The organism is Stenotrophomonas sp. 96582_Sma, assembly GCF_056480905.1.
In genome coordinates, this window is sequence record NZ_CM151122.1 from 772903 (window position 1) to 796421 (window position 23519).

The 23519-nt window shown below is 67.9% G+C and carries 25 protein-coding genes; 12 read left to right on the top strand and 13 right to left on the bottom strand.

Going from position 1 to position 23519, the window contains the following annotated elements; translation table 11 throughout:
• Positions 1 to 42 precede the first annotated feature (42 nt).
• From ACZK2R_RS03500 to ACZK2R_RS03515, 4 genes are read right to left on the bottom strand one after another with little or no spacing between them, the layout of a single operon-like run.
• Complete coding sequence (locus ACZK2R_RS03500; protein ID WP_180838377.1) at positions 43 to 840, bottom strand: N-formylglutamate amidohydrolase; 798 nt, start codon at positions 838 to 840, stop codon at positions 43 to 45.
• Positions 833 to 1387 carry an NUDIX hydrolase gene (locus ACZK2R_RS03505; protein ID WP_180838376.1) on the bottom strand — a complete coding sequence of 185 codons (555 nt, stop codon included), beginning with the start codon at positions 1385 to 1387 and terminating at the stop codon, positions 833 to 835. The genes ACZK2R_RS03500 and ACZK2R_RS03505 overlap by 8 nt, the downstream gene beginning before the upstream one ends.
• The gene (locus ACZK2R_RS03510) at positions 1384 to 2334 is read right to left on the bottom strand and encodes a 5'-3' exonuclease (RefSeq protein WP_180838375.1); all 951 of its coding nucleotides are present in this window, start codon (positions 2332 to 2334) and stop codon (positions 1384 to 1386) included. The genes ACZK2R_RS03505 and ACZK2R_RS03510 overlap by 4 nt, the downstream gene beginning before the upstream one ends.
• Complete coding sequence (locus tag ACZK2R_RS03515) at positions 2331 to 2912, bottom strand: nitroreductase family protein (RefSeq protein ID WP_088028247.1); 582 nt, start codon at positions 2910 to 2912, stop codon at positions 2331 to 2333. Before ACZK2R_RS03515 ends, ACZK2R_RS03510 begins: the two co-directional genes overlap by 4 nt.
• A 331-nt stretch (positions 2913 to 3243) precedes the next feature.
• On the opposite strand from ACZK2R_RS03515, the gene ACZK2R_RS03520 reads away from it, so the two are divergent.
• Together ACZK2R_RS03520 and ACZK2R_RS03525 are read left to right on the top strand one after the other, a co-directional pair.
• Positions 3244 to 5565: a DUF1631 domain-containing protein gene (locus tag ACZK2R_RS03520; RefSeq protein WP_049422876.1), complete on the top strand. Its 2322-nt coding sequence runs from the start codon at positions 3244 to 3246 to the stop codon at positions 5563 to 5565.
• Positions 5566 to 5617: 52 nt separating this feature from the next.
• Positions 5618 to 6697, top strand: coding sequence for an NAD(P) transhydrogenase subunit alpha (locus ACZK2R_RS03525; protein WP_180838374.1), 1080 nt, complete (start codon positions 5618 to 5620; stop codon positions 6695 to 6697).
• Positions 6698 to 6797: 100 nt separating this feature from the next.
• Here ACZK2R_RS03525 and ACZK2R_RS03530 read toward each other — a convergent pair whose 3' ends face one another.
• From ACZK2R_RS03530 to ACZK2R_RS03540, 3 genes are read right to left on the bottom strand one after another with little or no spacing between them, the layout of a single operon-like run.
• Entirely contained in the window at positions 6798 to 7259 is a 462-nt protein-coding gene (locus ACZK2R_RS03530) for a DUF3106 domain-containing protein (RefSeq protein WP_049463518.1), read from the bottom strand.
• 3 nt (positions 7260 to 7262) lie between these two features.
• The gene (locus ACZK2R_RS03535) at positions 7263 to 7589 is read right to left on the bottom strand and encodes a hypothetical protein (protein WP_032130086.1); all 327 of its coding nucleotides are present in this window, start codon (positions 7587 to 7589) and stop codon (positions 7263 to 7265) included.
• The gene (locus ACZK2R_RS03540) at positions 7586 to 8170 is read right to left on the bottom strand and encodes an RNA polymerase sigma factor (protein ID WP_180838373.1); all 585 of its coding nucleotides are present in this window, start codon (positions 8168 to 8170) and stop codon (positions 7586 to 7588) included. Before ACZK2R_RS03540 ends, ACZK2R_RS03535 begins: the two co-directional genes overlap by 4 nt.
• A gap of 98 nt (positions 8171 to 8268) precedes the next feature.
• Between ACZK2R_RS03540 and ACZK2R_RS03545 the strand changes: the two genes are divergently transcribed.
• Positions 8269 to 8589 (top strand): NAD(P) transhydrogenase subunit alpha part 2, encoded by a 321-nt coding sequence (locus ACZK2R_RS03545; RefSeq protein ID WP_005408173.1) that lies wholly within the window; start codon positions 8269 to 8271, stop codon positions 8587 to 8589.
• Entirely contained in the window at positions 8586 to 10046 is a 1461-nt protein-coding gene (locus ACZK2R_RS03550; protein ID WP_180838372.1) for an NAD(P)(+) transhydrogenase (Re/Si-specific) subunit beta, read from the top strand. Before ACZK2R_RS03545 ends, ACZK2R_RS03550 begins: the two co-directional genes overlap by 4 nt.
• A 237-nt stretch (positions 10047 to 10283) precedes the next feature.
• On the opposite strand, the gene ACZK2R_RS03555 is transcribed toward ACZK2R_RS03550, so the two are convergent.
• Entirely contained in the window at positions 10284 to 10703 is a 420-nt protein-coding gene (locus ACZK2R_RS03555) for a hypothetical protein (protein ID WP_125895495.1), read from the bottom strand.
• Positions 10704 to 10825: 122 nt separating this feature from the next.
• On the opposite strand from ACZK2R_RS03555, the gene sufT reads away from it, so the two are divergent.
• The 6 genes from sufT (at position 10826) to ACZK2R_RS03585 (ending at position 16836) form a co-directional block, all read left to right on the top strand.
• Positions 10826 to 11377: a putative Fe-S cluster assembly protein SufT gene (sufT, locus tag ACZK2R_RS03560; RefSeq protein ID WP_005415385.1), complete on the top strand. Its 552-nt coding sequence runs from the start codon at positions 10826 to 10828 to the stop codon at positions 11375 to 11377.
• Positions 11378 to 11436: 59 nt separating this feature from the next.
• A complete protein-coding gene (locus ACZK2R_RS03565) occupies positions 11437 to 12531 on the top strand; it encodes a branched-chain amino acid aminotransferase (RefSeq protein ID WP_004144913.1) in 1095 nt (364 codons plus the stop codon).
• Between the two features lie 174 nt (positions 12532 to 12705).
• Positions 12706 to 13362 (top strand): hypothetical protein, encoded by a 657-nt coding sequence (locus tag ACZK2R_RS03570; RefSeq protein ID WP_049422881.1) that lies wholly within the window; start codon positions 12706 to 12708, stop codon positions 13360 to 13362.
• Positions 13359 to 13694, top strand: a complete 336-nt coding sequence (locus ACZK2R_RS03575) for a transcriptional regulator (protein WP_012510131.1) — start codon at positions 13359 to 13361, stop codon at positions 13692 to 13694. The genes ACZK2R_RS03570 and ACZK2R_RS03575 overlap by 4 nt, the downstream gene beginning before the upstream one ends.
• Before the next feature lies 1 nt (position 13695).
• Complete coding sequence (locus ACZK2R_RS03580; protein ID WP_125895493.1) at positions 13696 to 14718, top strand: M23 family metallopeptidase; 1023 nt, start codon at positions 13696 to 13698, stop codon at positions 14716 to 14718.
• A 378-nt stretch (positions 14719 to 15096) separates the two neighbouring features.
• Positions 15097 to 16836, top strand: coding sequence for a S8 family peptidase (locus ACZK2R_RS03585; protein WP_100434086.1), 1740 nt, complete (start codon positions 15097 to 15099; stop codon positions 16834 to 16836).
• Positions 16837 to 16956: 120 nt separating this feature from the next.
• Here the strand turns inward: ACZK2R_RS03585 and ACZK2R_RS03590 are convergent, their stop codons facing one another.
• The 3 genes from ACZK2R_RS03590 to wrbA form a co-directional block, all read right to left on the bottom strand.
• Entirely contained in the window at positions 16957 to 17442 is a 486-nt protein-coding gene (locus ACZK2R_RS03590) for an asparaginase domain-containing protein (RefSeq protein WP_032130424.1), read from the bottom strand.
• Positions 17443 to 17521: 79 nt separating this feature from the next.
• On the bottom strand, positions 17522 to 17857 hold the full coding sequence (locus ACZK2R_RS03595) for a DUF2069 domain-containing protein (protein WP_049422884.1): 336 nt from the start codon (positions 17855 to 17857) through the stop codon (positions 17522 to 17524).
• Positions 17854 to 18447, bottom strand: coding sequence for an NAD(P)H:quinone oxidoreductase (wrbA, locus tag ACZK2R_RS03600; protein ID WP_012510135.1), 594 nt, complete (start codon positions 18445 to 18447; stop codon positions 17854 to 17856). The genes ACZK2R_RS03595 and wrbA overlap by 4 nt, the downstream gene beginning before the upstream one ends.
• Before the next feature lie 77 nt (positions 18448 to 18524).
• On the opposite strand from wrbA, the gene ACZK2R_RS03605 reads away from it, so the two are divergent.
• Together ACZK2R_RS03605 and ACZK2R_RS03610 are read left to right on the top strand one after the other, a co-directional pair.
• Positions 18525 to 19799 (top strand): YihY family inner membrane protein, encoded by a 1275-nt coding sequence (locus ACZK2R_RS03605; protein ID WP_032130426.1) that lies wholly within the window; start codon positions 18525 to 18527, stop codon positions 19797 to 19799.
• Positions 19796 to 20365 (top strand): TlpA family protein disulfide reductase, encoded by a 570-nt coding sequence (locus ACZK2R_RS03610; RefSeq protein WP_121504922.1) that lies wholly within the window; start codon positions 19796 to 19798, stop codon positions 20363 to 20365. The genes ACZK2R_RS03605 and ACZK2R_RS03610 overlap by 4 nt, the downstream gene beginning before the upstream one ends.
• 616 nt (positions 20366 to 20981) lie before the next feature.
• Here the strand turns inward: ACZK2R_RS03610 and ppk2 are convergent.
• A complete protein-coding gene (ppk2, locus tag ACZK2R_RS03615) occupies positions 20982 to 21764 on the bottom strand; it encodes a polyphosphate kinase 2 (protein ID WP_180838371.1) in 783 nt (260 codons plus the stop codon).
• A 46-nt stretch (positions 21765 to 21810) separates the two neighbouring features.
• On the bottom strand, positions 21811 to 23517 hold the full coding sequence (locus tag ACZK2R_RS03620) for an O-linked N-acetylglucosamine transferase, SPINDLY family protein (RefSeq protein WP_180838370.1): 1707 nt from the start codon (positions 23515 to 23517) through the stop codon (positions 21811 to 21813).
• Positions 23518 to 23519: the final 2 nt, after the last annotated feature.

A 23519-nucleotide genomic window follows, 5' to 3' on the forward strand; every position in this document is an offset into this window, starting at 1 on the left:
GCAGTTGCCGGCCAGCGGCCGGCACTACCAAGCCTGGGTAAATCACCCGGCGGCCAGCAACTGCGGTTGCAGCGCGCTGAAGATCCGCGCCAGCCGCTGCGCCCATGCCTGCTGCCCGGCGGCATCGGCGATCAGGTCCTGGCGGATCTCCAGTTCCACGTGCACCAGCCCGCGGCCTTCGCCATGCACCGGCACCGCGTAGTCGCTGGTACTGCTGACCGAATACGGTTCGTTGTCGCCCACCACCAGGTCGCCTTCGTCGCGCAGTGCCTGCACCAGTGCATGCGCAAAGCGCGTGTCCTGGTGGTACAGCACGCCGGCATGCCACGGCCGCTGCGCGCCGTTCATCGCTGGGGTGAAGCTGTGCATCATCACCAGCAGGGTGGGGCGACCGGCATCGCGGCGTGCGTCCAGTTCGGTGTCGATGCGTGCGTGGTACGGCGCGTGGATCGCATCAATGCGCTGTTGCCGCTGCGCCGCCGACAGCCCGGCATTGCCCGGGACCACGGTGTGGTCGCTTACTTCCGGAATCAGCGTCGGCGAGGCCAGTGGGCGGTTGCAGTCGATCAGCAGCCGCGAATAGGTCTGTTCGATCGCCCAGGCATCCAGCCGTTCGGCCAGTGCACGGGTGGTGCCGGCAATGCCGATGTCCCAGCCGATGTGGCGGTCCAGTTCGACCTGTGGCAAGCCCAGGCCGGCGAGGGCGCGCGGCACCTGCTGGCCGGCGTGGTCGGCCAGCAGCAGGTACGGCGAAGCGCCCTGCGGCCGGTGAAGGGTGTAGATCGCCGGGTCGTCGGCGCCGAGCAGCGCCGGCAGCGCATGCAGGTCGGCGTCAGCCACGCGGGCGCCCGTCCAGGTGGTGCTCGATCATCCACAGGCCGGCCCAGAGCTTGGCGTCCAGCTCGTAGCCTTCGCCCATCTTCTGCACCAGCCAGGCCGCGGCCTCAGTGCGTGGAATCTCGTGCACGGTGATGTCCTCGCTGTCATCGCCGCCACCTTCGCCGATCCGGCGCAGGCCGGTAGCGCGTACGAAGGCGATCTTCTCGCTGCTGGCGCCGGAGGACGTCGGGCCGATCATCAGCACTTCGGCGTGATCGGCGGTCCAGCCGGTTTCTTCTTCCAGTTCGCGCACGGCCGAGACTTCAATCGATTCGCCGGCGTGGATGTCGCCGACCAGGCCGGCCGGCATCTCGATGGTCGGGGCCTGCAACGGCACGCGGAACTGTTCGACGAACAGCACCTTGTCCTCGGGGGTGACGGCGATGATGATCGCCGCCAGGCCACCGGCGTGGGTGCGTTCGCTGTATTCCCAGGTGCCGCGCACCAGCATGCGCTGGTACTTGCCTTCATAGACGACGCGCGGGGCTTCGGTGTTGCGCTGGCTCATGCGGGCTCGCTGGAATTGGAAAAGGATGGAGTGGGAACGGGGTCGGCCACACCGGCGGCATCGAACAGCCGGCGGCGGGTCATCGGGCCGAAGCGCAGGGTCTGGCACAGGCCACCGAGCAGCTCCGGGTCGGCCGCCTGGCGCAGCAGACCGGGTTGGCTGCCGTCCAGCGGCGCGTCCAGCGCGATGGTGATCAGCTGGCGCCAGAGCTGGGCGTGCTCGCGCTGTTCGCGCAGGCGCACCGCCATCTGTGCCGCGCCGCGCAGGCGCAGGAACGGCACTTCGTCCAGGCGTTCGTACAGCGCATCCATGCTGCCGAAGTGGGCCAGCAGCACGGCGGCGGACTTGCTGCCGACACCACTGACACCGGGAATGTTGTCCACCGCATCGCCGCACAGTGCCAGGTAATCGGCGATCTGGTGCGCGTGCACGCCGTGCCGCGCCTTCACTCCGGTTACGTCCCAACGCTGGTTGCGTGCGTAGTCCCACTGCTCGTCGTGATCCAGCAGCAGCTGCGACAGGTCCTTGTCGGCGGAGATGATCACCCCGCGGTGGCTGCCACGGTGCACGTGCAGGGCGCTGCCGATCAGGTCATCGGCTTCGTATTCGTGGTGGGCAAGCACCGCAAGGCCCAACGCCGCGCACAGCGCCTTGCAGTGTACGAACTGGCGCTTGAGCGCTTCCGGCGCCGGGTCCCGATTGGCCTTGTAGGCAGGGTACAGGCGATGGCGGAAGCCGCTGTCGAGCGCTTCGTCGAAGGCGATGGCGATGTGCTGGGGGCGCTCGCGCTCCAGCAGGTCCAGCAGGAAGCGGGCGAAGCCGTGCACGGCGTTGGTCGGCCAGCCCTGCGCGTCCTGGAACTGGTCTGGCAGCGAATGCCAGGCGCGGAACACGTAGATGCTGGCATCAACCAGGTACAGCGACGGCGGCGGAGCCGGCAGGGTCATGCCGGTGGCGTCCAGTCGCGCAGCAGGGCCGCCGGATCGGGGCGCTCGCGTTCGGGTACATCGGCCTTGGGCGTGCCAATGTGGATGAAGCCGGCGATGCCTTCGCCTTCGGCCAGGCCCAGATGTGCCTGCACGACCGGGTCGAAGGCCATCCATGCAGTCAGCCACTGCGCACCGAAGCCCAGCGCCTGCGCGGCCTGCAGCAGGGCGAAGCAGACGCAGCCGGCGGTCATCAGCTGTTCCTGTTCGGGCACCTTCGGGTCCGGGCGCGGGCTGGCGACCACCACGATCACCAGCGGCGCATGGCTGAAACGCTGGCGGTCCTTCTCGAATACCGCCTCGCCGGCATGCGGGTCGCGCTGGCGGCTGCGCTCGGCCAGGAAGTCGCCCAGAGTGTGACGTGCATCGCCGGCAATCTTCAGGAAGCGGAACGGTACGCGCTTGCCGTGGTCGGGCACGCGCACGGCCGAGGCCAGCATGCGCTGCAGGGTGGCTGGATCCGGTCCGGGCTCGCCCAGTTGCCGCGAGGGCACCGAGCGGCGGGCATCCAGGGCAAGCAGGGCAGCGGGGTCGGGCATGGAGTCTGAACCGGTCATCACGGGTGTTTGATTATAGTCGGGGTGGTCAATGACGCCGTCTGTGTCGCGTCCCGCCCCTGAATATCAAACTGTGATGAACATCATGCCACTGGCGGGAAAGGGACGACCGCTTCCTCTCGCCTCGTGGGCCTCGCACGGCTTACGATATCTATCTTGCCGGGCCGCCGGTCATGAGGTTTGAAGTGAGGACTGTTTCACTGTCCGTGACGGGCTGGCCGGCCTACCATCGACGTACCGGCACATGGGGTGTGCCGGCCGTCGCGATGTCCATGCTGTCTGTCGTACCAGAGAAGGTGGGGAGCCTTCCCGAATGATGAGCGCGCCCACACCGATGGGATCGCCGGGCCGTGACCCGGTCCAGCTTCAGCGTGCCCGGGACATGGTCCTGCCGGCGCTGTGCCAGGCGTTCGGGGCCGCACTGGCGCGTTTCGACGATGCACTGTTCGACCGCGCCGGCAATGCTGGCTCGTCGCAGCTGCTGTTCCTGGATGCGATGCGCGAGCTGCGCCGTCGCCGTGAGGACATCGCCGCCGCCTTCGCCGGCCACCTGCAGCGGGCCTGGGATGCACTGGCCAGTGGCGAGCCGTTGTCGGCCGAAGCCACCCTGTCCGGGCCGGCCGAGGATGGCCTGAGCCTGCTGGCTGAACATGTACTGGAATCGCGGCTGGCGGTGCGCAATTTCGCCACCGTGCTGCTGCGTGACTTCAAGCCGGTGCTGGCGCGGCTGGACCGCCGCCTCGGCCGCCTGATCGGCGGCGCCGAGCTGGACGCCGACCACAACCCGGTCAGCCCCGAACACCTGGGCGTGGCCATCCATGAGGCCTTTGCCGGCTGCGAACTGGCGCCGGAAGTGCACCTGGTGCTGATCAAGCTGTGCGAGCGCGACCTGCGCGCGCCGGTGGGCCGCATCTACGAGAAGCTGGACGAGCAGCTGGCCGCCGCTGGCGTGATGTCGCAGATGGGGGCGCCGCGGCGTCCACTGTCTGCCGCGCCCGACCCGCGCATGGCGCCCGGGTCGGACGATCTGGTCGAGCCGCGCCACGCGGCGGGCTTCGAATCCGAATTCAGCGATGATGAACAGGCCGCGCCGGCCTGGGCACAGCGCTTCGCTGCGCGCTGGTCCGAGCGCCGTGGCCACATGCAGCAGCACCTCGGGAGCGAGGATGCCGGCAACGGCGAGGCGTATGCCGGCCAGCAGGGAATGCTGCTGGAGGCCCTGCATGAGCTGCTGCAGCAGACCCGTCACGTTCGCGAGGACGCCACCTCGGCAGCGCAGGTCGCGGTCGGCCAGCACCGCCCGTTGAGCCAGCGCGAGATGATGTCGGTGCTGTCGCTGCTGCAGGCCACGCCCAGCGCCACCCTGCGTGCGGCCATCGGCGAGGACGGCGAATCACTGGCGCAGCGGCTGAAGAGTGAAGTGCTGTCCAGCGCCACCCGTCTCGGCGTCGATCCTGGCCAGACCCGGCTGGACCCGCAGGACGAAGATGCGATCGATCTGGTTGGCATGCTGTTCGACGTGATGCTGGACGAACGCGAGCTGGAGGGCCGTTCGCGCGAGTTGATCGGCCGCCTGGTGGTGCCCTTCGTCAAGGTGGCGATGCTCGACCGCCGCATGTTCGTGCAGAAGACCCACCCGGCCCGCAAGCTGCTCAACTCGCTGGCCGAAGCCTGCGAGGGCAATACCGGCGAAAGCCAGGCCGAGCGCATGCTGATGGCCAAGGTCGAGGAAATCATCGAGCGCCTGGTGGCTGAGTTCAACGAGAACCTGGCGATCTTCCTGACCCTGGAAGAAGAATTCCGCGAGTTCCTCGTGCAGCACCGCCGCCGCGTGGAAATCGCCGAGCGCCGCGCCGCCGAAACGCAGCGCGGCCAGGAGAAGCTGGAAATGGCCCGCAGCCGGGCCGGTGCCGAACTGGATCGCCGCATCGGCGATGCCACCCTGCCGCCGGCCATCGCTGAGTTCCTGCGCCAGCCATGGCAGCACCACCTGACCCTGGCGCTGCTGCGCGAGGGCGAGGAGGGCGCGTCGGTGGCCGAGGCACTGAGCTTGGCTGACGGCCTGCTGGAGGAAGTGGCCGAGGCCCGCCGCCAGATCGTCGGCAAGCCGTGGCTGCAGGCCTGGCAGCCGGTGCTGGCCAAGGTATTTGCCAGCGTCGGCGTGCACGGCGATGCCGCCACCGGTGCCATCGACGCCCTGCACGACACCCTGCAGGGCATTGCGGAATCGCGACCGGAACTGCAGCGCGCGCTGCCGGAGCTGCCGCAGGTCGCCTTGCCGGCGCCGCCGGTGGCTGAGTCGCCAGCGGTGGAGCTCGGCGGGCAGATCGACGCCGACGATTTCGACAACGCCGACGCCGACCGCTTCCGACGCATGGAAATCGGCAACTGGCTGGACTTCGTCGACAAGGACGGCAAGGTGCAGGCCGGCAAGCTGTCCTGGGTCAGCCCGATTTCCTCGCGCCTGCTGTTCGTCAACCGCCGCGGCGTGCGCTTCTGCGTGGCCTCGCCGGAAGAACTGGCGGTGATGGTGCGGCTGGGCCGCCTGCGCGCCCACGTCGACGATGGCGCCTTCGACAGCGCGATGCAGGGTGTGATCGATCGGCTGGACCCGGGCAGCGCAACACTGCACTGAGCCGTGGCCGCCTGCTAGGATCGGGAAAACTCACCGATCAGCGGGGACCTGCATGGCCGTGGCGTTGCTGGGGATCAAGGAGACCGCGCCGGGCGAACGGCGCGTGGCGTTGACGCCGGAAACCGCGCGCAAGCTCGGTGTCTTGGGCATCACTGTCTGGTATGAGGCCGGCGCCGGTCTGGCGGCGGGATTTACCGATGCTGCCTATGACGACGCCGGTGCACGTGTGTTCGATGAAGGTCGCTGGGCCGAGATCGATATCCTGCTGTGCGTGCAGGCACCGCCGGTGGCGGTGCTGGAGCAGCTCAAGCCCGCTGCCAGCGTGGTCGGCCTGCTGACTCCGGCCAGTGATCCGGCGCTTGCGGCATTGGCCGCTGGCGACCGCCTGCACCTGTTCCCACTGCAGCAGCTGCCGCGCAGCACCCGCGCGCAGGCGATGGATGTACTCAGCTCGCAGGCCGGCATGGCCGGTTACAAGGCGGCACTGATCGCGGCCGAGCGTGCGCCGCGTTTCTTCCCGATGCTGACCACCGCCGCCGGTACCGTGCGCCCGGCCAAGGTGCTGGTGATCGGTGCCGGTGTGGCCGGTCTGCAGGCCATCGCCACCGCACGTCGTCTCGGTGCACAGGTGGAAGGTTTCGACGTGCGCCCGGAAACCCGCGAGCAGATCCAGTCGCTGGGCGCGCGCTTCCTTGATCTTGGTGTGAGTGCAGCCGGTGAAGGCGGCTATGCGCGTGCGTTGACCGATGAGGAACGCGCCGAGCAGCAGCGCCGGCTGGCCGACCACCTGCGCAGCGTGGATGTGGTGATCTGCACGGCAGCGGTACCGGGGCGCCCGGCGCCGACGATCGTGACTGCCGCGATGGTGGAAGGCATGGCCACCGGCAGCGTCATTGTCGATCTGGCGGCAGAGAGCGGCGGCAACTGCGCACTGACCCAGCCGGGGCAGTGCATCGAACATCAGGGCGTGACCATCGATGGCCCGCTTGGCCTGGCCAGCCGCGGCGCGACCCAGGCCAGCGAGATGTACGCGCGCAACCTGCTCAACTTCGTCGCCTTGTTCGTGCGCGAGGGCCAGCTGGGTTTCGACTGGGACGACGAGTTGCTGGCGAAGACACGCTGGCAGGCGTGAGCCGGTAGCGCCGGTTGCCTTCCCGGTAGATCCACGCCATGCGTGGAGGAACGGCCCAGCGTCCGGACCAGGGTCCGCACCCACCCTGCGGATGCCGGCGTTACCGCGGCTTCGCCGGCGGCGGGTTGTCGCGCACCCAGTCCTTGCGTTGTTCCGGCGTCATCTGCGACCAGCGCTCGCGCAGGGCGTCGCGCTGTTCCGGCGGCATGTTCCGCATCTGACCGAACAGGGCCCGGGCCTGCTCACGCTGTTCCGGGTTCATGTGCTCGAAGCGGCGCAGGCCACGGCGGGCCTTGTCGCGCTCCTCCGGGCTCATCGACTGCCAGCGCTGGCCATGCGAAAGCATGCGCTGGCGCTGGCCGGCATCGGCGCTGTTCCAGCGGTCGCGCAGCGGCGCCAGCAGGGATTCGCGCTGCGCTTCGCTCAGGTGTTCCCACGCCGGCAGCGGTGCGGCCGGCGCAGGGCGTGCGGCAGGGGCGGGCGCGGCGCTCTGCGCCAGGGCCGGGAAGGCCGGCAGCAGCAACAGGGTCATCAGCAGGGGCAGGGTGTGCAGTCGGGACATGATTCACTCCATCGCCAGGTCGGTATCGCCCAGCCACAGGTACAGATCGGGATTTTCGTCGTAGAGCGCGCTGTTGTCTTCCGCCGAGGCAAGCACAGGTGCCGGCGCAGGGCCCGTCAGGGTGCCGTGGCCGGTGAACTGCAGGCCGATACCCAGTGCCACCACCAGTGAACAGGCACTGGCCAGCCACCAGCGCCAGCGCCCGCGATGGGCGGCCGTGGCGCCGTGGCGAGCCTGGCGCAGCCGGGCCAGCGTTGCCGGCGACAGCGCGTGCAGCGACTGCGCGTGCAGGCTGCGCAGGGTGTCATCGGAAGGCAGGGAGCGGTTCACGGGTGGGTCTCCAGATAATCCTGCAGCGCCTGGCGGGCGCGTGCCAGATGGGTTTTTACCGCGCCTTCGCTGCAGCCCATGGCGCGGGCGGTGGTGGCCCCGTCCAGGTCCTGCAGCACGCGCAGGGTGAAGGCCTCGCGCTGGCGGGCGGGCAGGCGGCGCAACGCGTCCACCAGCTGTTGGTACTGCTGGCGCTGTTCGAGCGCCTGTGCCGGGTCCGGGCCGGGGTCGGCCCAGTCGATCTCGCCGTCGTCGGCGTCCTGGTTGTCGCGCCAGAACGGCAGTCGGAAGCGGCGCCGGCGCTGCACGTCGATCACGCGCCGGCGCAGGATGCTCCAGAACAGCGGGGCCCATTCGGCAGCCGGCTTGTCGGCGTAGTCCAGCATGCGCAGCAGCGCGTCCTGCACCGCGTCCATGGCGTCTTCGCGCTGGCGCAGGCCGGCCTCGGCGAAGCGGAACGCGCGCGGGCCAACACTGGCCAGGAACGCCTCCAGCGACGCCGGCAGGGCATCGGTCTCGGCGCTCGGGGGGACGGGGCTGCTCACCAGCACAGGGTACGGTTCCTCGCTCGGGGTCACCATCGACAACGCGTGAGCGCGGCTTCGGTTGACGCCGGGCGCGCACCGGGTTCAGCCCATGGTTATGATGGGACGACGAAGACAGAGCAGGAGCGTTGCCGGTGAGTGACGGGTTCGTAGCGCTGTACATCTTCATGCTGGCAGCCATCGCCGGCCACGTGATCATTTCGCGGGTGCCGGTGATCCTGCATACCCCGCTGATGTCGGGCTCCAACTTCATCCACGGCATCGTGCTGATCGGTGCAATGGTGGTGCTGGGGCACGCGCAGACACCGCTGGAGAAAGCTCTGGGCTTCCTCGCCGTGGTGCTTGGTGCTGGCAACGCCGCCGGTGGCTACGTGGTCACCGCGCGCATGCTGGAAATGTTCAAGCCGAGCGCGCCCAAGGGCGGCAAGGACGAGCCGAAGGAGCCGCAGGCTTGAACATCAGCACCGTCGAACTGCTCGATTGGCTGGTCAAGGCCAGCTACCTCGTCGCCGCCACGCTGTTCCTGCTGGGCCTGCAGCGCATGGCCTCGCCGCTGACCGCGCGAAGCGGCATCCGCTGGGCCGGGCTGGGCATGCTGCTGGCCACGGTGGCGACGTTCTTCCTGCCCGAACTGCATAACGTGCCGCTGATCCTGGTGGCGCTGCTACTGGGCGCGGGCCTGGCCTGGTGGTCGGCCGGCAAGGTTGCCATCACCGACATGCCGCAGATGGTGGCGCTGTACAACGGCATGGGCGGCGGCTCGGCCGCGGCCATCGGTGCAGTGGAACTGCTGCGCTACGCCTTCCTTGCCAAACGCGATACCAGCCACTGGAGCGCACAGGCGCTGGCCGACCTCGCTGCCCGCCAACCCTCGGGCATGGTGCTGCTGCTGGCGGTGGTCGGCGCGGCCATCGGTGCGGTGTCGCTGTCCGGCTCGGTGATTGCCTGGGCCAAGCTCGATGGCCGCCTGGACAAGCGCGTGACCTGGCCGGGTCAGCAGGTGATGAACCTGGTGGCAGCACTGGCGGTGGTGGTGCTGGCGATCATCGCGGCCAGCACGCTCAACACCTGGGCGATCGTCGCGTTCTTCGTGCTGGCACTGGCACTGGGCGTGCTGATGACGCTGCCGATCGGTGGCGCCGACATGCCGGTGGTGATCTCGCTGTACAACGCGTTCACCGGCCTGGCGGTGTCGTTCGAAGGCTATGTGCTGGGCAACGAGGCGCTGATCATCGCCGGCATGATGGTCGGCGCGGCGGGCATCCTGCTGACCCGGCTGATGGCCAAGGCGATGAACCGGCCGATCCGCAACGTGTTGTTCTCCAACTTCGGCGGCGGCGCCGGCGGCGAAGCGCAGGCGATCACTGGCGCGCAGAAGCCGATTGAAGCGTCGGACGTCGCGGCGATGATGGCCTACGCCGAACGCGTGGTGATCGTGCCCGGTTATGGCATGGCGGTGGCGCAGGCCCAGCACAAGATCTGGGAGCTGGCGCAGCGGTTGGGCCAGCGCGGGGTGAAGGTGAAGTTCGCGATCCACCCGGTGGCTGGGCGCATGCCTGGGCACATGAACGTGCTGCTGGCCGAAGCGGGTGTGCCCTACGACCTGATCGCCGACATGGACGACATCAACCCGGAATTTGCCAACACCGATGTGGTGCTGGTGATCGGTGCCAACGACGTGGTCAATCCGGTCGCGCGTACCGACCCGGCCAGCCCGATCTACGGCATGCCGGTGCTGGATGTGGTCAACGCGCGCAACGTGGTGGTGATCAAGCGCGGCAAGGGCACCGGTTTTGCCGGCATCGAGAATGCGCTGTTCTACGCCGACAACACCCGCATGCTGTACGGCGATGGTGCGGAAGCGGCGGCCTCGCTGGTGAGCGAACTGAAGGCGCTCGACGGCGGGCATTGAGCGGCGGCTGCATCGGGTAGGTGCGGACCTTGGTCCGCACGCATTTGCCGGCCAGCGGCCGGCACTACCGAATCCATGCGTGGTGGCTGCATCGGGTAGGTGCGGACCTTGGTCCGCATGCTTCTGCCGGCCAGCGGCCGGCACTACCGAATCCACGCGTGGTGGTTGCATCGGGTAGGTGCGGACCTTGGTCCGCACGCTTCTACCGGCCAGCGGCCGGCACTACCTGCCGGTGGGTCAGCGCGCCAGCCAGGCGCCCACGGCCACGCCCAGGGCCAGCCACAGCCATTCCATCGCGCCATTGGCGAGGGTGATCAGGGTCCAGGCCAGGTGCGGGCCCATCCGCAGGGTGGCGTCCCACAGGTCCAGCCCGATCGAGCCGCCCATCCACGCGCTGGCGATGGCCCAGTTGGCCACGGCCGCCACCAGCAGGGTGCCCAGCACGACCAGGGCGATGCGCAGCCGGCCCGGCCCCAGCGTGCCCATGCGCAGCATGAACACCAGTTCCAGGGCGGTCAGTACCGCCATCCAGCCGACCTGCCGGCCGGTCATCAGCGCCAGCATCATCCAGGCGAGGGGAGCAACAAGCAGACCCAGCAACAGCATGATGGGCCAGAGCCAGGTCACGGTCCTGGCACGCGCGGCATTGGAGGACATCGAAGCTCCCTGAAGATCACCCACAGGATACTGTGGTTTGCCGCAGTGCACCGGCGGCGGCAGGGCGGCTGGGCTAGAATGCCGTCTTGCGTGGCCTTGGCCACGGCCCCATATCGGTCCCCATGTATTCCCGTAGCAGCGAACCTGTCCACTTCGAACGCGATTGCGAGGCCGTGATGGTCCCGCAGGGCGACACCGTGACCCTGCCCGCCGGCAGCTATGGGTACATCACCCAGGCGCTGGGCGGCAGTTATTCGGTGTTCGTCGAGGGCAACCTGTTCCGCATCGCCGGCAAGGACGGCGACGCCATCGGCAAGGAGGCACCGGCACCGCTCGAGCTGCCGGCTGACGCCACCGATGAACAGGTGGAACAGCTGGTGTGGCAGCAGCTGCGCACCTGCTTTGATCCGGAAATTCCGGTGAACATCGTCGAACTGGGCCTGGTCTACGAGGTCGAGATCAAGCACCTGGACGAAGGCAAGCGCGAGATCGACGTGAAGATGACCCTGACCGCACCGGGCTGCGGCATGGGCGAGATCCTGGTCGACGACGTGCGCAGCAAGCTCGAAATGATTCCGACGGTGGCCGAGGCCGACGTCGACCTGGTGTTCGACCCGCCGTGGAACCAGCACATGATGTCCGAGGCGGCCCGGCTCGAGACCGGCATGCTTTGACCCACGGCCCGCAGTGACGCGGGCCGGGCATTACCCGCAACCAGAACAGGAAATCTCCGGTGTCCCAGTCCATTCCCAGCTTCGCCGTCACCCGTTCGGACCACCCGCGCAGCGCTGAAGAGCGCGCCCAGATCCTGGAGAAGCCGGGTTTCGGCCTGCACTTCACCGACCACATGGTGGAAGTGCGCTGGGACAAGGACACCGGCTGGCACAACGCCAACGTGCGCGCCTACGGTCCGCTGCAGCTGGACCCGGCCGCGGCCGTGCTGCACTACGGCCAGGAAATCTTCGAGGGCATCAAGGCCTACCGCCATGCCGACGGTTCGATCTGGACCTTCCGCCCGGATGCCAACGGCCGTCGCCTGCAGCGTTCGGCGCAGCGCCTGGCGCTGCCGGAACTGCCGGTGGAGATCTTCGTTGAATCGCTGAAGCAGCTGATCGCCGTCGACAGCGCCTGGGTGCCGTCGGCCGATGAGTCGAGCCTGTACTTCCGTCCGTTCATGATCGGCGACGAAGCCTTCCTTGGCGTGCGCGGCGCGCACAAGGCCGGCTACTACGTCATCGCCAGCCCGGCCGGCCCGTACTTCGCCAAGGGCGTCGCCCCGGTGTCGATCTGGCTGTCGACCGAGTACGCACGTGCGGCCAAGGGTGGCACCGGTGCCGCAAAGTGCGGTGGCAACTACGCCGCCTCGCTGCTGCCGCAGCAGAAGGCACAGGCACAGGGCTGCTCGCAGGTGCTGTTCCTCGACCCGGTCGAAGGCAAGTACCTGGAAGAACTGGGTGGCATGAACGTGTTCCTGGTCTACAAGGACGGCACGCTGGTTACCCCGCAGCTGTCCGGCAGCATCCTCGAAGGCATCACCCGCGAGAGCATCCTGCAGCTGGCCCGCGACCGCGGCATGAAGGTCGAAGAGCGCAAGGTCACCATCGATGAGTGGAAGCAGGGTGTGACCTCGGGCGAGATCGCCGAAGTGTTCGCCTGCGGTACCGCTGCGGTGGTCACCCCGATCGGCCAGCTGAAGGGCGAAGGCTTCTCGGTGGGCGACATCAACGCACCGGCCGGCGAAGTGACCATGTCGCTGCGCAAGGAACTGACCGACATCCAGTACGGCCGCCTGCCGGACCGCCACAACTGGCTGGTCAAGCTGGGCTGATCGCCCGCGTTGAACCGGTAGCGCCGGGCCATGCCCGGCGGCGCTTCTTGAAAGCCCGTCCCAGTGACGGGCTTTCTGCGTTGTGGGCCCGCCCGTCGACCGCAGCAGGCGGGCGCTTGACGCAAATAGGTTTGCATTGCAAACTAAATTCAAGCGACCCCGATGGAGCGTGTCATGCAGCAGCCGTCCGTCATTGATCCTTCCTCGCGCCTGCAGGCGCTGACCCGTGAATATTCGCGGTACTCGCGAAGTGCCGGGGGCCTGTCGGCGATGGCAGGCGGCATTGCCTGCCTGGCCTCGTTCCTTGCCGGCGCGCTGCTGCCGACCACCCTGGCGCTGCGCATCGTGCTGATTGCCGTGCCGGTGCTGTGGATCGTCGGCAAGCAATGGCTGGCACGCCGTTACTACCAGCGGCTGGGCCAGGTCGAGGAGCAGGTCACGCCGGTCGAGCGCAATTTCCAGCGCTTCTTCATTGCCTTCACCGCGCTGGTAAGCGTGCTGGTGATCGGCAGCGTGCTGACCCGGCTGGCGCCGATGGGCGAGCTGCCCTGGGACCTGCGCGCCATCGGTTACCTGGCCGTGGTAGCGCTGCTGCCCTGGGTGGTGTGGCGCTGGCTGCGTACACCGCTGGAGTTCATCGTGGGCGTGTTCCTGTTGTGCCAGGCTGCGCTGGCCTTCACCGGGCAGGCGTATGGCTTCGCCCTGAGCACGGCCGTGTTTCCGCTGGCATCCGTCGCACTGATCGTGGTCGGCTGGCGTGACCACCAGCGCTTCCAGCGGCTGCAGGTGGAGATGCGCGCGTTCATGGCGGCGCGGACGAACGTCGGATGACGCAGCTGCCTGATTCCAGAGCGCTGCTCCAGCTCGACCGCTTGATCCACGAGCCGGCACGCCTGCTGATCCTGTCGATCCTGGCAGGTGCCGAATCCGCCGAGTTCGGCTTTGTCGAACATCTCAGCGGGTTGAGCAAGGGCAACCTCTCCAGCCATCTGAGCAAGCTGGAGGCTGCTGGACTGGTCGCCATCGACAAGTCGTTCCGCGGCAAGCGCCCGCTGACCACCCTGCAGTTGACGCCGATGGGCCGCACTGCCTTGGCCGAGTACCGCACACAGCTGGCGGCGATCGTTGCCGGCATTCCCGATCCGGATCGAAAGGACGCCTGACATGACATTGCTCCCGCGCCTGTTTGCAGTTCTGGTCGTTTCCTTCTCTGCCCTCATCGGCGCGGCCGCGGCCGCAGATCCGCGCCATCAGGGAGCCACGCTGACCACGCAGTTCTACGAAGGGCACATCGACGCCCTGTGGGAACGGATGACGCCGCAGATGCAGGCGGGGCTGCAGTCCCCGCAGAACCTGGTGGCGCTGCGCGAGCAGGTGCTGGCGGGCTGGGGCGCAGAAACCGAGCTGGTCAGTGAGAAGGTCGAGAAGGTTGATGGATTCGACACCTATCTGCGGCAGGCGCGCTTCGCCAGGAGCCCAGACGTCATCCAGGTGCTGTGGGCCATCGATGCCGACGGGCGGATTGGCGGCTTCTACATCCGCCCGCTCCAGACCACGCCACCGCAGGCCGCAGCGAGCGGATTCCTCGACTATCAGACCCGCACACGGCTGCAACTGCCGTTCAACGATGAGTACTACGTGTTCTGGGGCGGGCGTACCGTCGAACAGAACTACCATGCGGCCCATGCCGGCCAGCGCTTCGCGCTGGATCTGCTGGTGGTCCGCGATGGCCGCTCGCACCGTGGCGATGGCCTGCGCAACGATGATTACTACTGCTTCGGTCGCCCGATCCTCGCGCCCGCCGACGGCACGGTGGTGGAGGTGATCGAGGGTGTCGCCGACAACGTGCCGGGCCAGATGAATGCCGCCCAGCTCACCGGCAACCGCGTCATCCTCGACCACGGCAACGAGGAATACTCGGTGCTGGCGCACCTGCGCCAGGGCAGTGTGCGTGTGGCGCAGGGACAGGCTGTCCGCAGCGGCGCGCACCTCGGTGACTGTGGCAACAGCGGCAACTCCTCCGAGCCGCACCTGCACTACCAGCTGCAGGCCGGGCCCGTGTTCGGTGTCGGCGAAGCGCTCCCGGCACAGTTCTCCGGTTATGTGGCCGATGACCAGCCAGTTGCACGCGGCGAGCCGGTCAAAGGGCAGCGGATCCGGCCGGCGCGCCTCCCGCAGGCAAAGTAGTCAGCGCGTCCGACGCGATGGGCAGGCACGCCGCGGGCACGCTGCGCCGTCGTTGGTGTCAGCAGTGGACGCCGATGTCGGCAAAGTCATCGCAGGACACGTGATGACCCAGTCAGGTGCGTGCAGGGCAGGAGAAAGTTCCTTCACCTTCACAAACCCTCGACCCGGAAAGTCTCAGAACGAACATTTCATCTTGCTGAAAAGACGCTGAAAATCTTGTGGTGTCCGGTTTTGGTCATTAGCGTCATCTGCACGGCGGATCGTTAGGGGGATCCGCTGGCTCGCCGGACTTCGAACCTCGCCAACGCAAGCCAGCCCAGGGTTCGGGCCGGTGCTTCTGCCGATTCCGGCATTCACACCACAAGAAAGGGAAATACGATGTCCCAGGTAACGCAACCGCGTGTGCGTCGAGTGTGGGTGGTCCTTGGTGCGTCCGTTCTGTCATCGCTGCTGCTGGCCACGCCTGCGCTGGCCGGTGATGTCCAGCTCAGCGGCCTGCAGTCCGCACAGACCCACCAGCGTTTCATCGTGAAGTACCGCGACGGCAGTGCCCCGGTGGCCAACACCACCGCACTGGCCTCTTCACTGAAGAGTGCCGCCGCCGGCCTGGCCAGCAGCCAGGGCCGTGCGCTGGGCCTGCAGCAGGTCCGCAAGCTGGCCGTCGGCCCGACCCTGGTCAGGACCGATCGTCCGCTCGACCAGGCCGAATCCGAGCAGCTGATGCGTAAGCTGGCCGCCGACCCGAACGTGGAATACGTCGAAGTCGACCAGATCATGCGCGCCACGCTGACCCCGAACGACACCCGCTTCAGCGAGCAATGGGGCTTCGGCACCTCCAATGCCGGCATCAACATCCGGCCGGCCTGGGACAAGGCCACCGGCACCGGTGTGGTCGTGGCGGTGATCGACACCGGCATCACCAATCACGCCGACCTCAATGCCAACATCCTGCCGGGCTACGACTTCATCAGTGATGCGGCGATGGCGCGCGACGGCAACGGCCGCGACAACAACCCGAACGATGAGGGCGACTGGTACGGCGACAACGAGTGCCAGGCGGGCTACCCGGGTTCGAACTCCAGCTGGCACGGTACCCACGTGGCCGGCACGGTAGCGGCGGTGACCAACAACAGCACCGGCGTGGCAGGTACTGCGTTCAACGCCAAGGTCGTGCCGGTGCGCGTGCTCGGCAAGTGCGGCGGTTACACCTCCGACATTGCCGACGCGATCGTGTGGGCGTCCGGCGGCAGCGTCAGCGGCGTGCCGGCCAATGCCAATCCGGCCGAGGTCATCAACCTCTCGCTGGGCGGCGGCGGCAGCTGTTCGACCACCTACCAGAACGCGATCAATGGCGCTGTCGGGCGTGGCACCACCGTGGTGGTCGCCGCCGGCAACAGCAACACCAACGTGTCCTCGTCGGTGCCGGCCAACTGCCCGAACGTGATCGCAGTGGCGGCCACCACCTCGGCCGGTGCGCGTGCCAGCTTCTCCAACTATGGCAACGGCATCGATATCTCGGCACCGGGCCAGGGCATCCTGTCCACCCTCAACAGCGGCACCACCACCCCGGGCAGTGCCAGCTACGCTTCGTACAACGGCACCTCGATGGCGGCACCGCACGTGGCCGGCGTGGTCGCGCTGATGCAGTCCGTAGCCCCGAGCCCGCTGAGCCCGGCGCAGGTGGAGAGCATCATCAAGAGCACTGCACGTCCGCTGCCGGGCGCCTGCTCGGGCGGCTGCGGCGCCGGCATCATCGACGCCGACGCGGCCGTGGCTGCGGCGATCAACGGTGGCGGCCCGAACCCGGGTGGCAACGTCCTGCAGAACAACGTTCCGGTCACCGGCCTCGGCGCTGCCAGTGGCGCTTCGCTGAGTTACACCGTGAACGTTCCGGCCGGCAGCACCCAGCTGCGCGTGGCGATCAGTGGCGGCAGCGGTGATGCCGACCTGTACGTGCGCCAGGGCAGTGCCCCGACCGATACCGCCTACACCTGCCGCCCGTACCTGAGCGGCAACAGCGAGACCTGCACCATCAACAGTCCGGCTGCCGGCACGTGGTATGTGCGGGTGAAGGCCTACAGCACCTTCTCGGGCCTGACTCTCAACGCCCAGTACTGAGCCCAAGCCCCTCTCCATGGGCACGCCCCGGCTCCGGCCGGGGCGTTTTTGCATGGGGACGCGCGGTGATGCGAGCCGCCGCGTCGTGGTGGGTGCCGACCTTGGTCGGCACGCTGTTCCTCACACCGATTCGAAGCGGTTCGCGGCCACGTTCTTGCGCACGTGCTGCGGGTCGAAAATCCGCCCGTTCATCGCGATGTACACGCCGCTCGGCAGCGACTGCACCGCACCGATCGCGCAGCCGATGTTGAACTCCGCATCCGAGCCGCGGAAACGCGCCGGGCTCAGCGCGCCGGTCATCACGATGGTCTTGTCCGGGATCGTCGCCAGCACCTGGCCGGTCTGCACCATCGAATCGGTGCCGTGGGTCACCAGCACGTGGCGGGTCGGCTGCGCGGCGATGGTGGCGCGGATCAGTTCGCGGTCCTCATCGTTGATGTGCAGCGAATCCTTGCGCAGGATCGGAATCACGTTGAAGCGGAACGTCACGCCCAGCTCGCGCAGGATCATGCCGATCTGGGGGTCGCCGATCTGGTAGTCCGACTTGTCGTCGAAGTAGATCTTGTCGATCGTGCCACCGGTGGTGACGACCAGGAGCTCTTCCATCATGTGCATGCGCGAAACCAGGACAGGTACAGCGGCGCGGGGCCAGGAACACAGATGATACGGCCCGGCGGGCGCAGCGTCAGCGTCGCTTGCCGAAGCGGGCGCGCAGCCCGGGGAGGCTGGCGCTGAAGATCACCAGCAGGGCCAGCGCGATCTCGATCAGCGCCAGCCAGCGTGTTTCCGGGTGGCTCCAGGCACTCATCACCCCGTGGCTGAACCAGCCCAGGGCCAGCACCGAGGCCCAGAAACCGGCCTTGCGCCAGCCCAGTCGCAGGGCAACGGCCAACGCCAGCGGCGGCGCGGTGAACACCAGCTGGGTGGCCAGCCAGTGCTTGTCATTGATGAACCAGCCGGCGAACAGCGCGGCCAGCCCCATCAGGGCCAGCAGCAGGGCCGTGCGCGGCGCGGCGCTCATCGGGCCAACCGCTGCGCGATGTCGGCCACCCGGCGGCCCAGCGCGCGCGCCAGCACGGCTTCATCGTCGGTCGGCTGCGGGTCGTCGGCTGCACCGGCCACATGGCTGGCGCCATACGGCGTGCCGCCACTGGTGGTGTGGCTCAGCGCCGGCTCGGTGAACGGGATGCCGACGATCACGCAGCCATGGTGCAGCAGCGGCACCTGCATCGACAGCAGGGTCGATTCCTGGCCGCCATGCATCGAGGCGGTGGAGGTGAACACGCCGGCCGGCTTGCCGGAGAGGGTGCCGTTGACCCATTCGGCGCCCAGCCCGTCCAGGAAGTGCTTGACCGGCGCCGCCATGTTGCCGAAGCGGGTGGGGCTGCCAAGCAGCAGGCCCTGGCATTCGACCAGGTCCTGCACGCTCACGTAGGGGGCACCATCGTCGGGGACCGGAGGTTGTGCGGTCTGGGTCACGGCGGCCACCGGCGGCACTGTGCGCAGGCGCGCGGTCATGCCCGGCACTTCGCCGATGCCCCGCGCGATCTGGCGCGCCAGCCGTGCCACTGAACCGCCCCGGCTGTAGTACAGCACCAGAATCTCGCCCATCGTGCCCGCTTCTCCTCGTCGTGTGGCCACCAGTATGGCTATCCTGCGAGCATTCCGCATCGGGTACCCTTTCGCCGATGGAACCTTTGGATACGCTCAACCTGTGGATGGAGCGCGCGCGGGATCGCGCACGGGCCATCAGTTTCGGCCGCTTCCTGTGGCATCGCTTCCTCGACGACCGCCTGTTCCAGGCGGCGGCGGCACTGGCGTACACCACGGTGTTCGCGCTGGTGCCGCTGGCCATCGTGGTGTTCGGCGTGCTCTCGGCCTTCCCTGTCTTCGACCGCTGGAGCGACCAGCTCAGCGATTACGTCTTCTCCAACTTCGTGCCCAACGCCGCGCGTGCGGCCGAAGGCTACCTGCGGCAGTTCTCGGCCAGTGCCGGCCAGCTCACGGCTGCCGGCTTCATCGCACTGGTGGTCTCGTTGCTGATCACCCTCAACAGCGTTGAAGAGACCTTCAACCAGATCTGGCGGGTCGGCTCGACCCGGCCCAAGCTGACCCGCTTCCTGGTCTACTGGACCGTGCTGACCCTGGGCGCAATGCTCGCTGCCGCTTCGCTGGCGGTGTCGGCGCGGGTGTTCGCGATGCCACTGTTCGGCACCCAGGAGGGCCGCTGGCTGGCCGAGTTCGCGCTGCGGCTGGCGCCGATCCTGATCGAGTTCGTCTGCATCACGCTGATGTTCCGGGTGGTGCCGCACCACACCGTGAAATGGCGGCACGCGGTGCCCGGCGCGATTCTCGCGGCGGTCATCCTGGAACTGGTGAAGTGGGGCATCGGCGCCTACCTGGGCAGCTTCCAGTCCTACCAGAAGCTCTACGGCACGGTCGCCTTCGTGCCGATCCTGCTGCTGTGGATCTACCTGTGCTGGGTGGCGGTGCTGCTGGGCGCGTCGCTGTCCTCGTCGATGGCCGCCTTCCGCTACCAGCCGGTGGAACTGCGCCTGCCGCAGGGCTACGAGTTCTATGGCCTGCTGCGCCTGCTCGGCCGCTTCCACCATGCCCGAGCCAAGGGCAAGGGCCTGGCCGATGATGAAATCCTGCGGCTGGAGCCGATGCTGACCGATTCGCTGCTGCAGGACCTGGCCTGCAACCTGCAGGAGATCGGCCTGCTGCGCCGCGATGAACGTGGCGAATGGCTGCTCTCGCGCGACCTGGACCAGGTCAGCCTGGCCGATCTGTACGAATGTACCCAGTTGCGCATTCCGGTAGCCGAGCAGCATCTGCCATACCGCGACGACACACTGGGCCGTGCTGCGCTGGCGGCACTGGACGATCTGCGATTGCCCCTGCGCGAACGCCTCAAGCGCAAGGTCAGCGATATCTACACCGATTCCGGAGACATGCCATGACCCGCAAGACCCCGTTGCTGCTCCCGCTGGCCCTGTTGCTGGCGCTGTCGGCCTGCAAACCGGCCCAGGAGCCGACCCCCGCCAGCAGCCAGCCGCCAGCACAGGCACCGACGCCGACCACACCGGCACCGGTCGAAGAGACCCCGGCCGAGCGCACCACTGCCGAGTTCCCGACGCTGAGGATGAAGGCGGTGGATGGCAGCGACTACGACCTGGCCGCGCACCGCGGCAAGTGGGTGATCGTGAATTTCTGGGCGACCTGGTGTGCCCCGTGCCGCAAGGAGATGCCGGAGCTGTCGGCGCTGCATGCGATGCGCAGCAACATCGAGGTGGTTGGCCTGGCCTATGAGGATATCGAGGTGCCGGAGATGCAGTCGTTCCTGACCAAGCACCCGGTGACCTATCCGATCGTGATCGTGGACCCGTTCGATCCGCCGGCGGACTTCGCCACGCCGCGTGGCCTGCCGTTGACGCATCTGCTGGATCCGCAGGGCAAGCTGGCGCACACCTTCCTTGGCCCGGTGACGGCCGCCGACATCGAAAAGCAGATCGCCAGCGCAAAGTAGTGGGTTGGTCGGCAGGGCCTGCGGCCCTGCACCCGTGGAGGCCAGAGCAACAGCAACGGCAACAGCCGAAGCAAAGGCGGGTCTCCTGAGGGATGGCGGGGTGGGGCCGGTTGCGGGGGCCGCTGCAAGTACGTCCATGTAGGCTTGGCAGCCGCTTGCTCGTGTGCGCTGTCCTGCGCACACGGCAAGACCGGGGTTGGGCCTCCTGCCCAACCCGCCCGAGGCATGCCTCGGGCCCATGCGGCTCACGCCCCCGCAACCGGACCCACCCCGCCTTCGACAGATCTCCGCGATCTGCAGTAGATCCACGCCATGCGTGGATGAATCTCCATCGGAATCGAATATTTCGAATGGGAATCGAAAAGCATCCACGCATGGCGTGGATCTACTGTGTCGACCAAGGTCGACACCTACCAACAGCCGCAGGGATCTGTCAGAGGTGGGGCGGTGTGGGTGGGCAGGACCGTTGGCGCCATGGATGGCGCCATCGAGCCCCCATGGACGGGTCTACGGCGTGTCCTGCCCACCCACACCGCCCCGCCATCCCGCGGATAGCCGCTGTTGCTGTTGCCGTTGCGTTGAGCAGGTGCAGGGCCGCAGGCCCTGCCGACCCACCCTAATCTTCGACCGGGAAGTCCTCGATCGGCTTCAGTACATCGTAGTGCTCGCGATGCAGCTTGCCCTTCAGCTTCGGCAGCTCCGGCAACGGTGCATCCACCCGCGTGTCCGGCAACCGGTCCAGCAGGTTGCGCACCAGCGTCAGCCGACCCAACCGCTGGTCGTTGAAATCCACCAGCGTCCACGGTGCCGCCTCGCGATGCGTCGCGCGCAGCATCGCCTCGCGGGCCTCGGTGTAGGCGCTGTACTTGCTGCGGGATTTCAGGTCCACCGGGGAGAGCTTCCAGCCCTTCAGCGGATCGAGGTGGCGCTCGGCGAAGCGTTTTTCCTGCTGTTCCTGATCCACGCACAGCCAGTACTTGAACAGCAGGATGCCGTCGTCCACCAGCAGTTGCTCGAATACCGGCGTCTGATGCAGGAACTGCTGGTACTCGGTTTCGCTGCAGTAGCCCATCACCCGCTCCACGCCGGCACGGTTGTACCAGCTGCGGTCCATCAGCACGATCTCGCCGGCGGCAGGAAGGTGCGAGGCGTAGCGCTGGAAATACCACTGGGTGGCTTCGCGGTCGGTGGGCTTGGGCAGTGCCACCACCCGGCACTGGCGTGGGTTGAGGTGCTGGCTGATGGCCTGGATCGCGCCGCCTTTGCCTGCGGTATCACGGCCTTCGAACAGCACCAGCAGGCGTTGCCCGCTGTGCTGCACCCAGCGCGCCATCGCGGTCAGTTCCAGCTGCAGCGGCAGCAGCAGTTCGTCGTAGTCCTTGCGCTTGAGCTTGGCCATCATCACACCACGCGGGGAGGGAGCCCGAGCGTAGCGCAGGGATCGCTCAGGCGATGTCGAGGCCCTGCCAGCCATGCTCGCCGGCCAGTCGCTGCAGCAGCGCCGACAGGTCGCGGGCGAAGCTGGCCATGTCGAACAATCCACTGCGCTCGCGTGCCTGGGCCACTTCGGCGCGCAGCGTGGCCAGCGCCGACGGGTCATTGCCCAGCGTACTGGCGGTGGCGATGAATGCCGCATCGTCGGCGACATTCATCCGTGCCAGCCCCAGATGGTGATTGAGGCTGCCGGCCACGCGCGCGGCGAAGGTGTCGCCGGGGCAGGTCAGCACCGGGCAGCCGGCCCATAGTGCGTCGGACGCGGTGGTGTGCGCGTTGTACGGATGCGTGTCGAGGAGCAGGTCGGCCAGCGGATAGCGAGCCAGGTACTGCGGATGTGGCAGCTTGGCCATGAACACCAGGCGTGCCGGATCCAGGCCAGCGGCCTGTGCGGCGCTGCGCAGGCGCGCGTCGGCATGGCCGGGACCGGACAGCAGCCACAGCACGCTGCCGGGCACCGCCTGCAGCACCGCGAAGGCGCGGCCCATGCTGCGTGGATTGAGCTTGTAGCTGTTGTTGAAGCAGCAGAACACCACGCCCTGTTCGGGCAGCCCGCACTCCGCGCGGGACGGTGCCGGCTCCAGCATGCGGGTGTTGTCCGAGGGCTGGAACGCACGCGGCAGGCGCAGTACGCGCTCGCTGTAGTGGGGTTCCAGTGACGGCGGCAGAACGAAGCTGTCGCCGATCACCGCATCCATCCACGGCGCACCGGACGTGCCGGGATACGCCAGCCAGTTCAACTGCAGCGGGGCAGGGCGCATCGCCAGCACTTCCGGCGTACCGCCGCCGCCCCAGCCGCGCAGGTCGAACAGCAGGTCGATGCCCTGTGCGCGGATGCGTGCAGCAGTGTCTGCATGGCGCAGCGCGGCCACATCATGCAGCTGTGCGGCCACCTGCAGGCGCTGGCGGATGCGGCTGCCGTCATCCTGGTTCAACGCGAACAGGTGCAGCTGCAACGCCGGGTCATGACGCAACTGCTCGAACAGGGCCACGGTCAACAATCCGGTGGGATGGGCGCCGAAACCATTGGAAAGGAAGCCGACCCGCAGCGGGCCCTGGGAACGCACCTTCACTGGCGGCAACGGCCGCACAGAAGCGGCAACGGCGGATGCACGGGCACGCGCGCAGGCCAACTGCTCGGCTGCGCTGGCATCTTCGCTGAGGAACGCGAACGGTTCGACCACGCCCTGCCCAGAGGCAAGTGCACCACGTACCTGTGCCGCCAGCACGTCCACGTCCTGCCAGTCGCACAGGCGACGCTGCCAGGCCAGGCGCTGGGCGGCGATATAGGGTTCGCCCGGCATCAGTGCATGCGCACGGCGATAGGCTGCTGCCGCGCCTTCGGCATCATCGGCATCTTCCAGCGCATGGCCCAGCCACAGCGCAATGCCCGGGTGCTGCGGGGCCAAGGCCGAGGCCTGGCCGAGCAGCTTCGCCGCATCGGCATGCGCGCCGGCCATCCAGGCCACGCGACCCAGCCGTGCCAGTGCTTCAGGGTGGTTCGGGCGCAGCTGCAGTGCACGGCGCGCGGCCTGCTCGCCGGCGGCGATGTCGCCGGCTTCCAGTTCCAGGTCCGCCAGCATCACCCAGGCGACGAAGTCGCCCGGCTGGCGTGCAATCGCCTGTTGCAGGTGCTGCCGCTGCTGCCAGGCCGACATGC

Bases quoted from the DNA above. Each gene is read 5' to 3' on its own strand.
- ACZK2R_RS03585 (WP_100434086.1), top strand. From the start codon at position 15,097: ATGTCCCAGGTAACGCAACCGCGTGTGCGTCGAGTGTGGGTGGTCCTT.
- wrbA (WP_012510135.1), bottom strand. From the start codon at position 18,447: ATGGGCGAGATTCTGGTGCTGTACTACAGCCGGGGCGGTTCAGTGGCA.
- ACZK2R_RS03570 (WP_049422881.1), top strand. From the start codon at position 12,706: ATGCAGCAGCCGTCCGTCATTGATCCTTCCTCGCGCCTGCAGGCGCTG.
- ACZK2R_RS03590 (WP_032130424.1), bottom strand. From the start codon at position 17,442: ATGGAAGAGCTCCTGGTCGTCACCACCGGTGGCACGATCGACAAGATC.
- ACZK2R_RS03620 (WP_180838370.1), bottom strand. From the start codon at position 23,517: ATGTCGGCCTGGCAGCAGCGGCAGCACCTGCAACAGGCGATTGCACGC.
- ACZK2R_RS03530 (WP_049463518.1), bottom strand. From the start codon at position 7,259: ATGTCCCGACTGCACACCCTGCCCCTGCTGATGACCCTGTTGCTGCTG.
- ppk2 (WP_180838371.1), bottom strand. From the start codon at position 21,764: ATGGCCAAGCTCAAGCGCAAGGACTACGACGAACTGCTGCTGCCGCTG.
- ACZK2R_RS03540 (WP_180838373.1), bottom strand. From the start codon at position 8,170: ATGGTGACCCCGAGCGAGGAACCGTACCCTGTGCTGGTGAGCAGCCCC.
- ACZK2R_RS03595 (WP_049422884.1), bottom strand. From the start codon at position 17,857: ATGAGCGCCGCGCCGCGCACGGCCCTGCTGCTGGCCCTGATGGGGCTG.
- ACZK2R_RS03555 (WP_125895495.1), bottom strand. From the start codon at position 10,703: ATGTCCTCCAATGCCGCGCGTGCCAGGACCGTGACCTGGCTCTGGCCC.
- ACZK2R_RS03610 (WP_121504922.1), top strand. From the start codon at position 19,796: ATGACCCGCAAGACCCCGTTGCTGCTCCCGCTGGCCCTGTTGCTGGCG.
- ACZK2R_RS03525 (WP_180838374.1), top strand. From the start codon at position 5,618: ATGGCCGTGGCGTTGCTGGGGATCAAGGAGACCGCGCCGGGCGAACGG.
- ACZK2R_RS03510 (WP_180838375.1), bottom strand. From the start codon at position 2,334: ATGACCCTGCCGGCTCCGCCGCCGTCGCTGTACCTGGTTGATGCCAGC.
- ACZK2R_RS03515 (WP_088028247.1), bottom strand. From the start codon at position 2,912: ATGCCCGACCCCGCTGCCCTGCTTGCCCTGGATGCCCGCCGCTCGGTG.
- ACZK2R_RS03520 (WP_049422876.1), top strand. From the start codon at position 3,244: ATGATGAGCGCGCCCACACCGATGGGATCGCCGGGCCGTGACCCGGTC.
- ACZK2R_RS03605 (WP_032130426.1), top strand. From the start codon at position 18,525: ATGGAACCTTTGGATACGCTCAACCTGTGGATGGAGCGCGCGCGGGAT.
- sufT (WP_005415385.1), top strand. From the start codon at position 10,826: ATGTATTCCCGTAGCAGCGAACCTGTCCACTTCGAACGCGATTGCGAG.
- ACZK2R_RS03575 (WP_012510131.1), top strand. From the start codon at position 13,359: ATGACGCAGCTGCCTGATTCCAGAGCGCTGCTCCAGCTCGACCGCTTG.
- ACZK2R_RS03580 (WP_125895493.1), top strand. From the start codon at position 13,696: ATGACATTGCTCCCGCGCCTGTTTGCAGTTCTGGTCGTTTCCTTCTCT.
- ACZK2R_RS03505 (WP_180838376.1), bottom strand. From the start codon at position 1,387: ATGAGCCAGCGCAACACCGAAGCCCCGCGCGTCGTCTATGAAGGCAAG.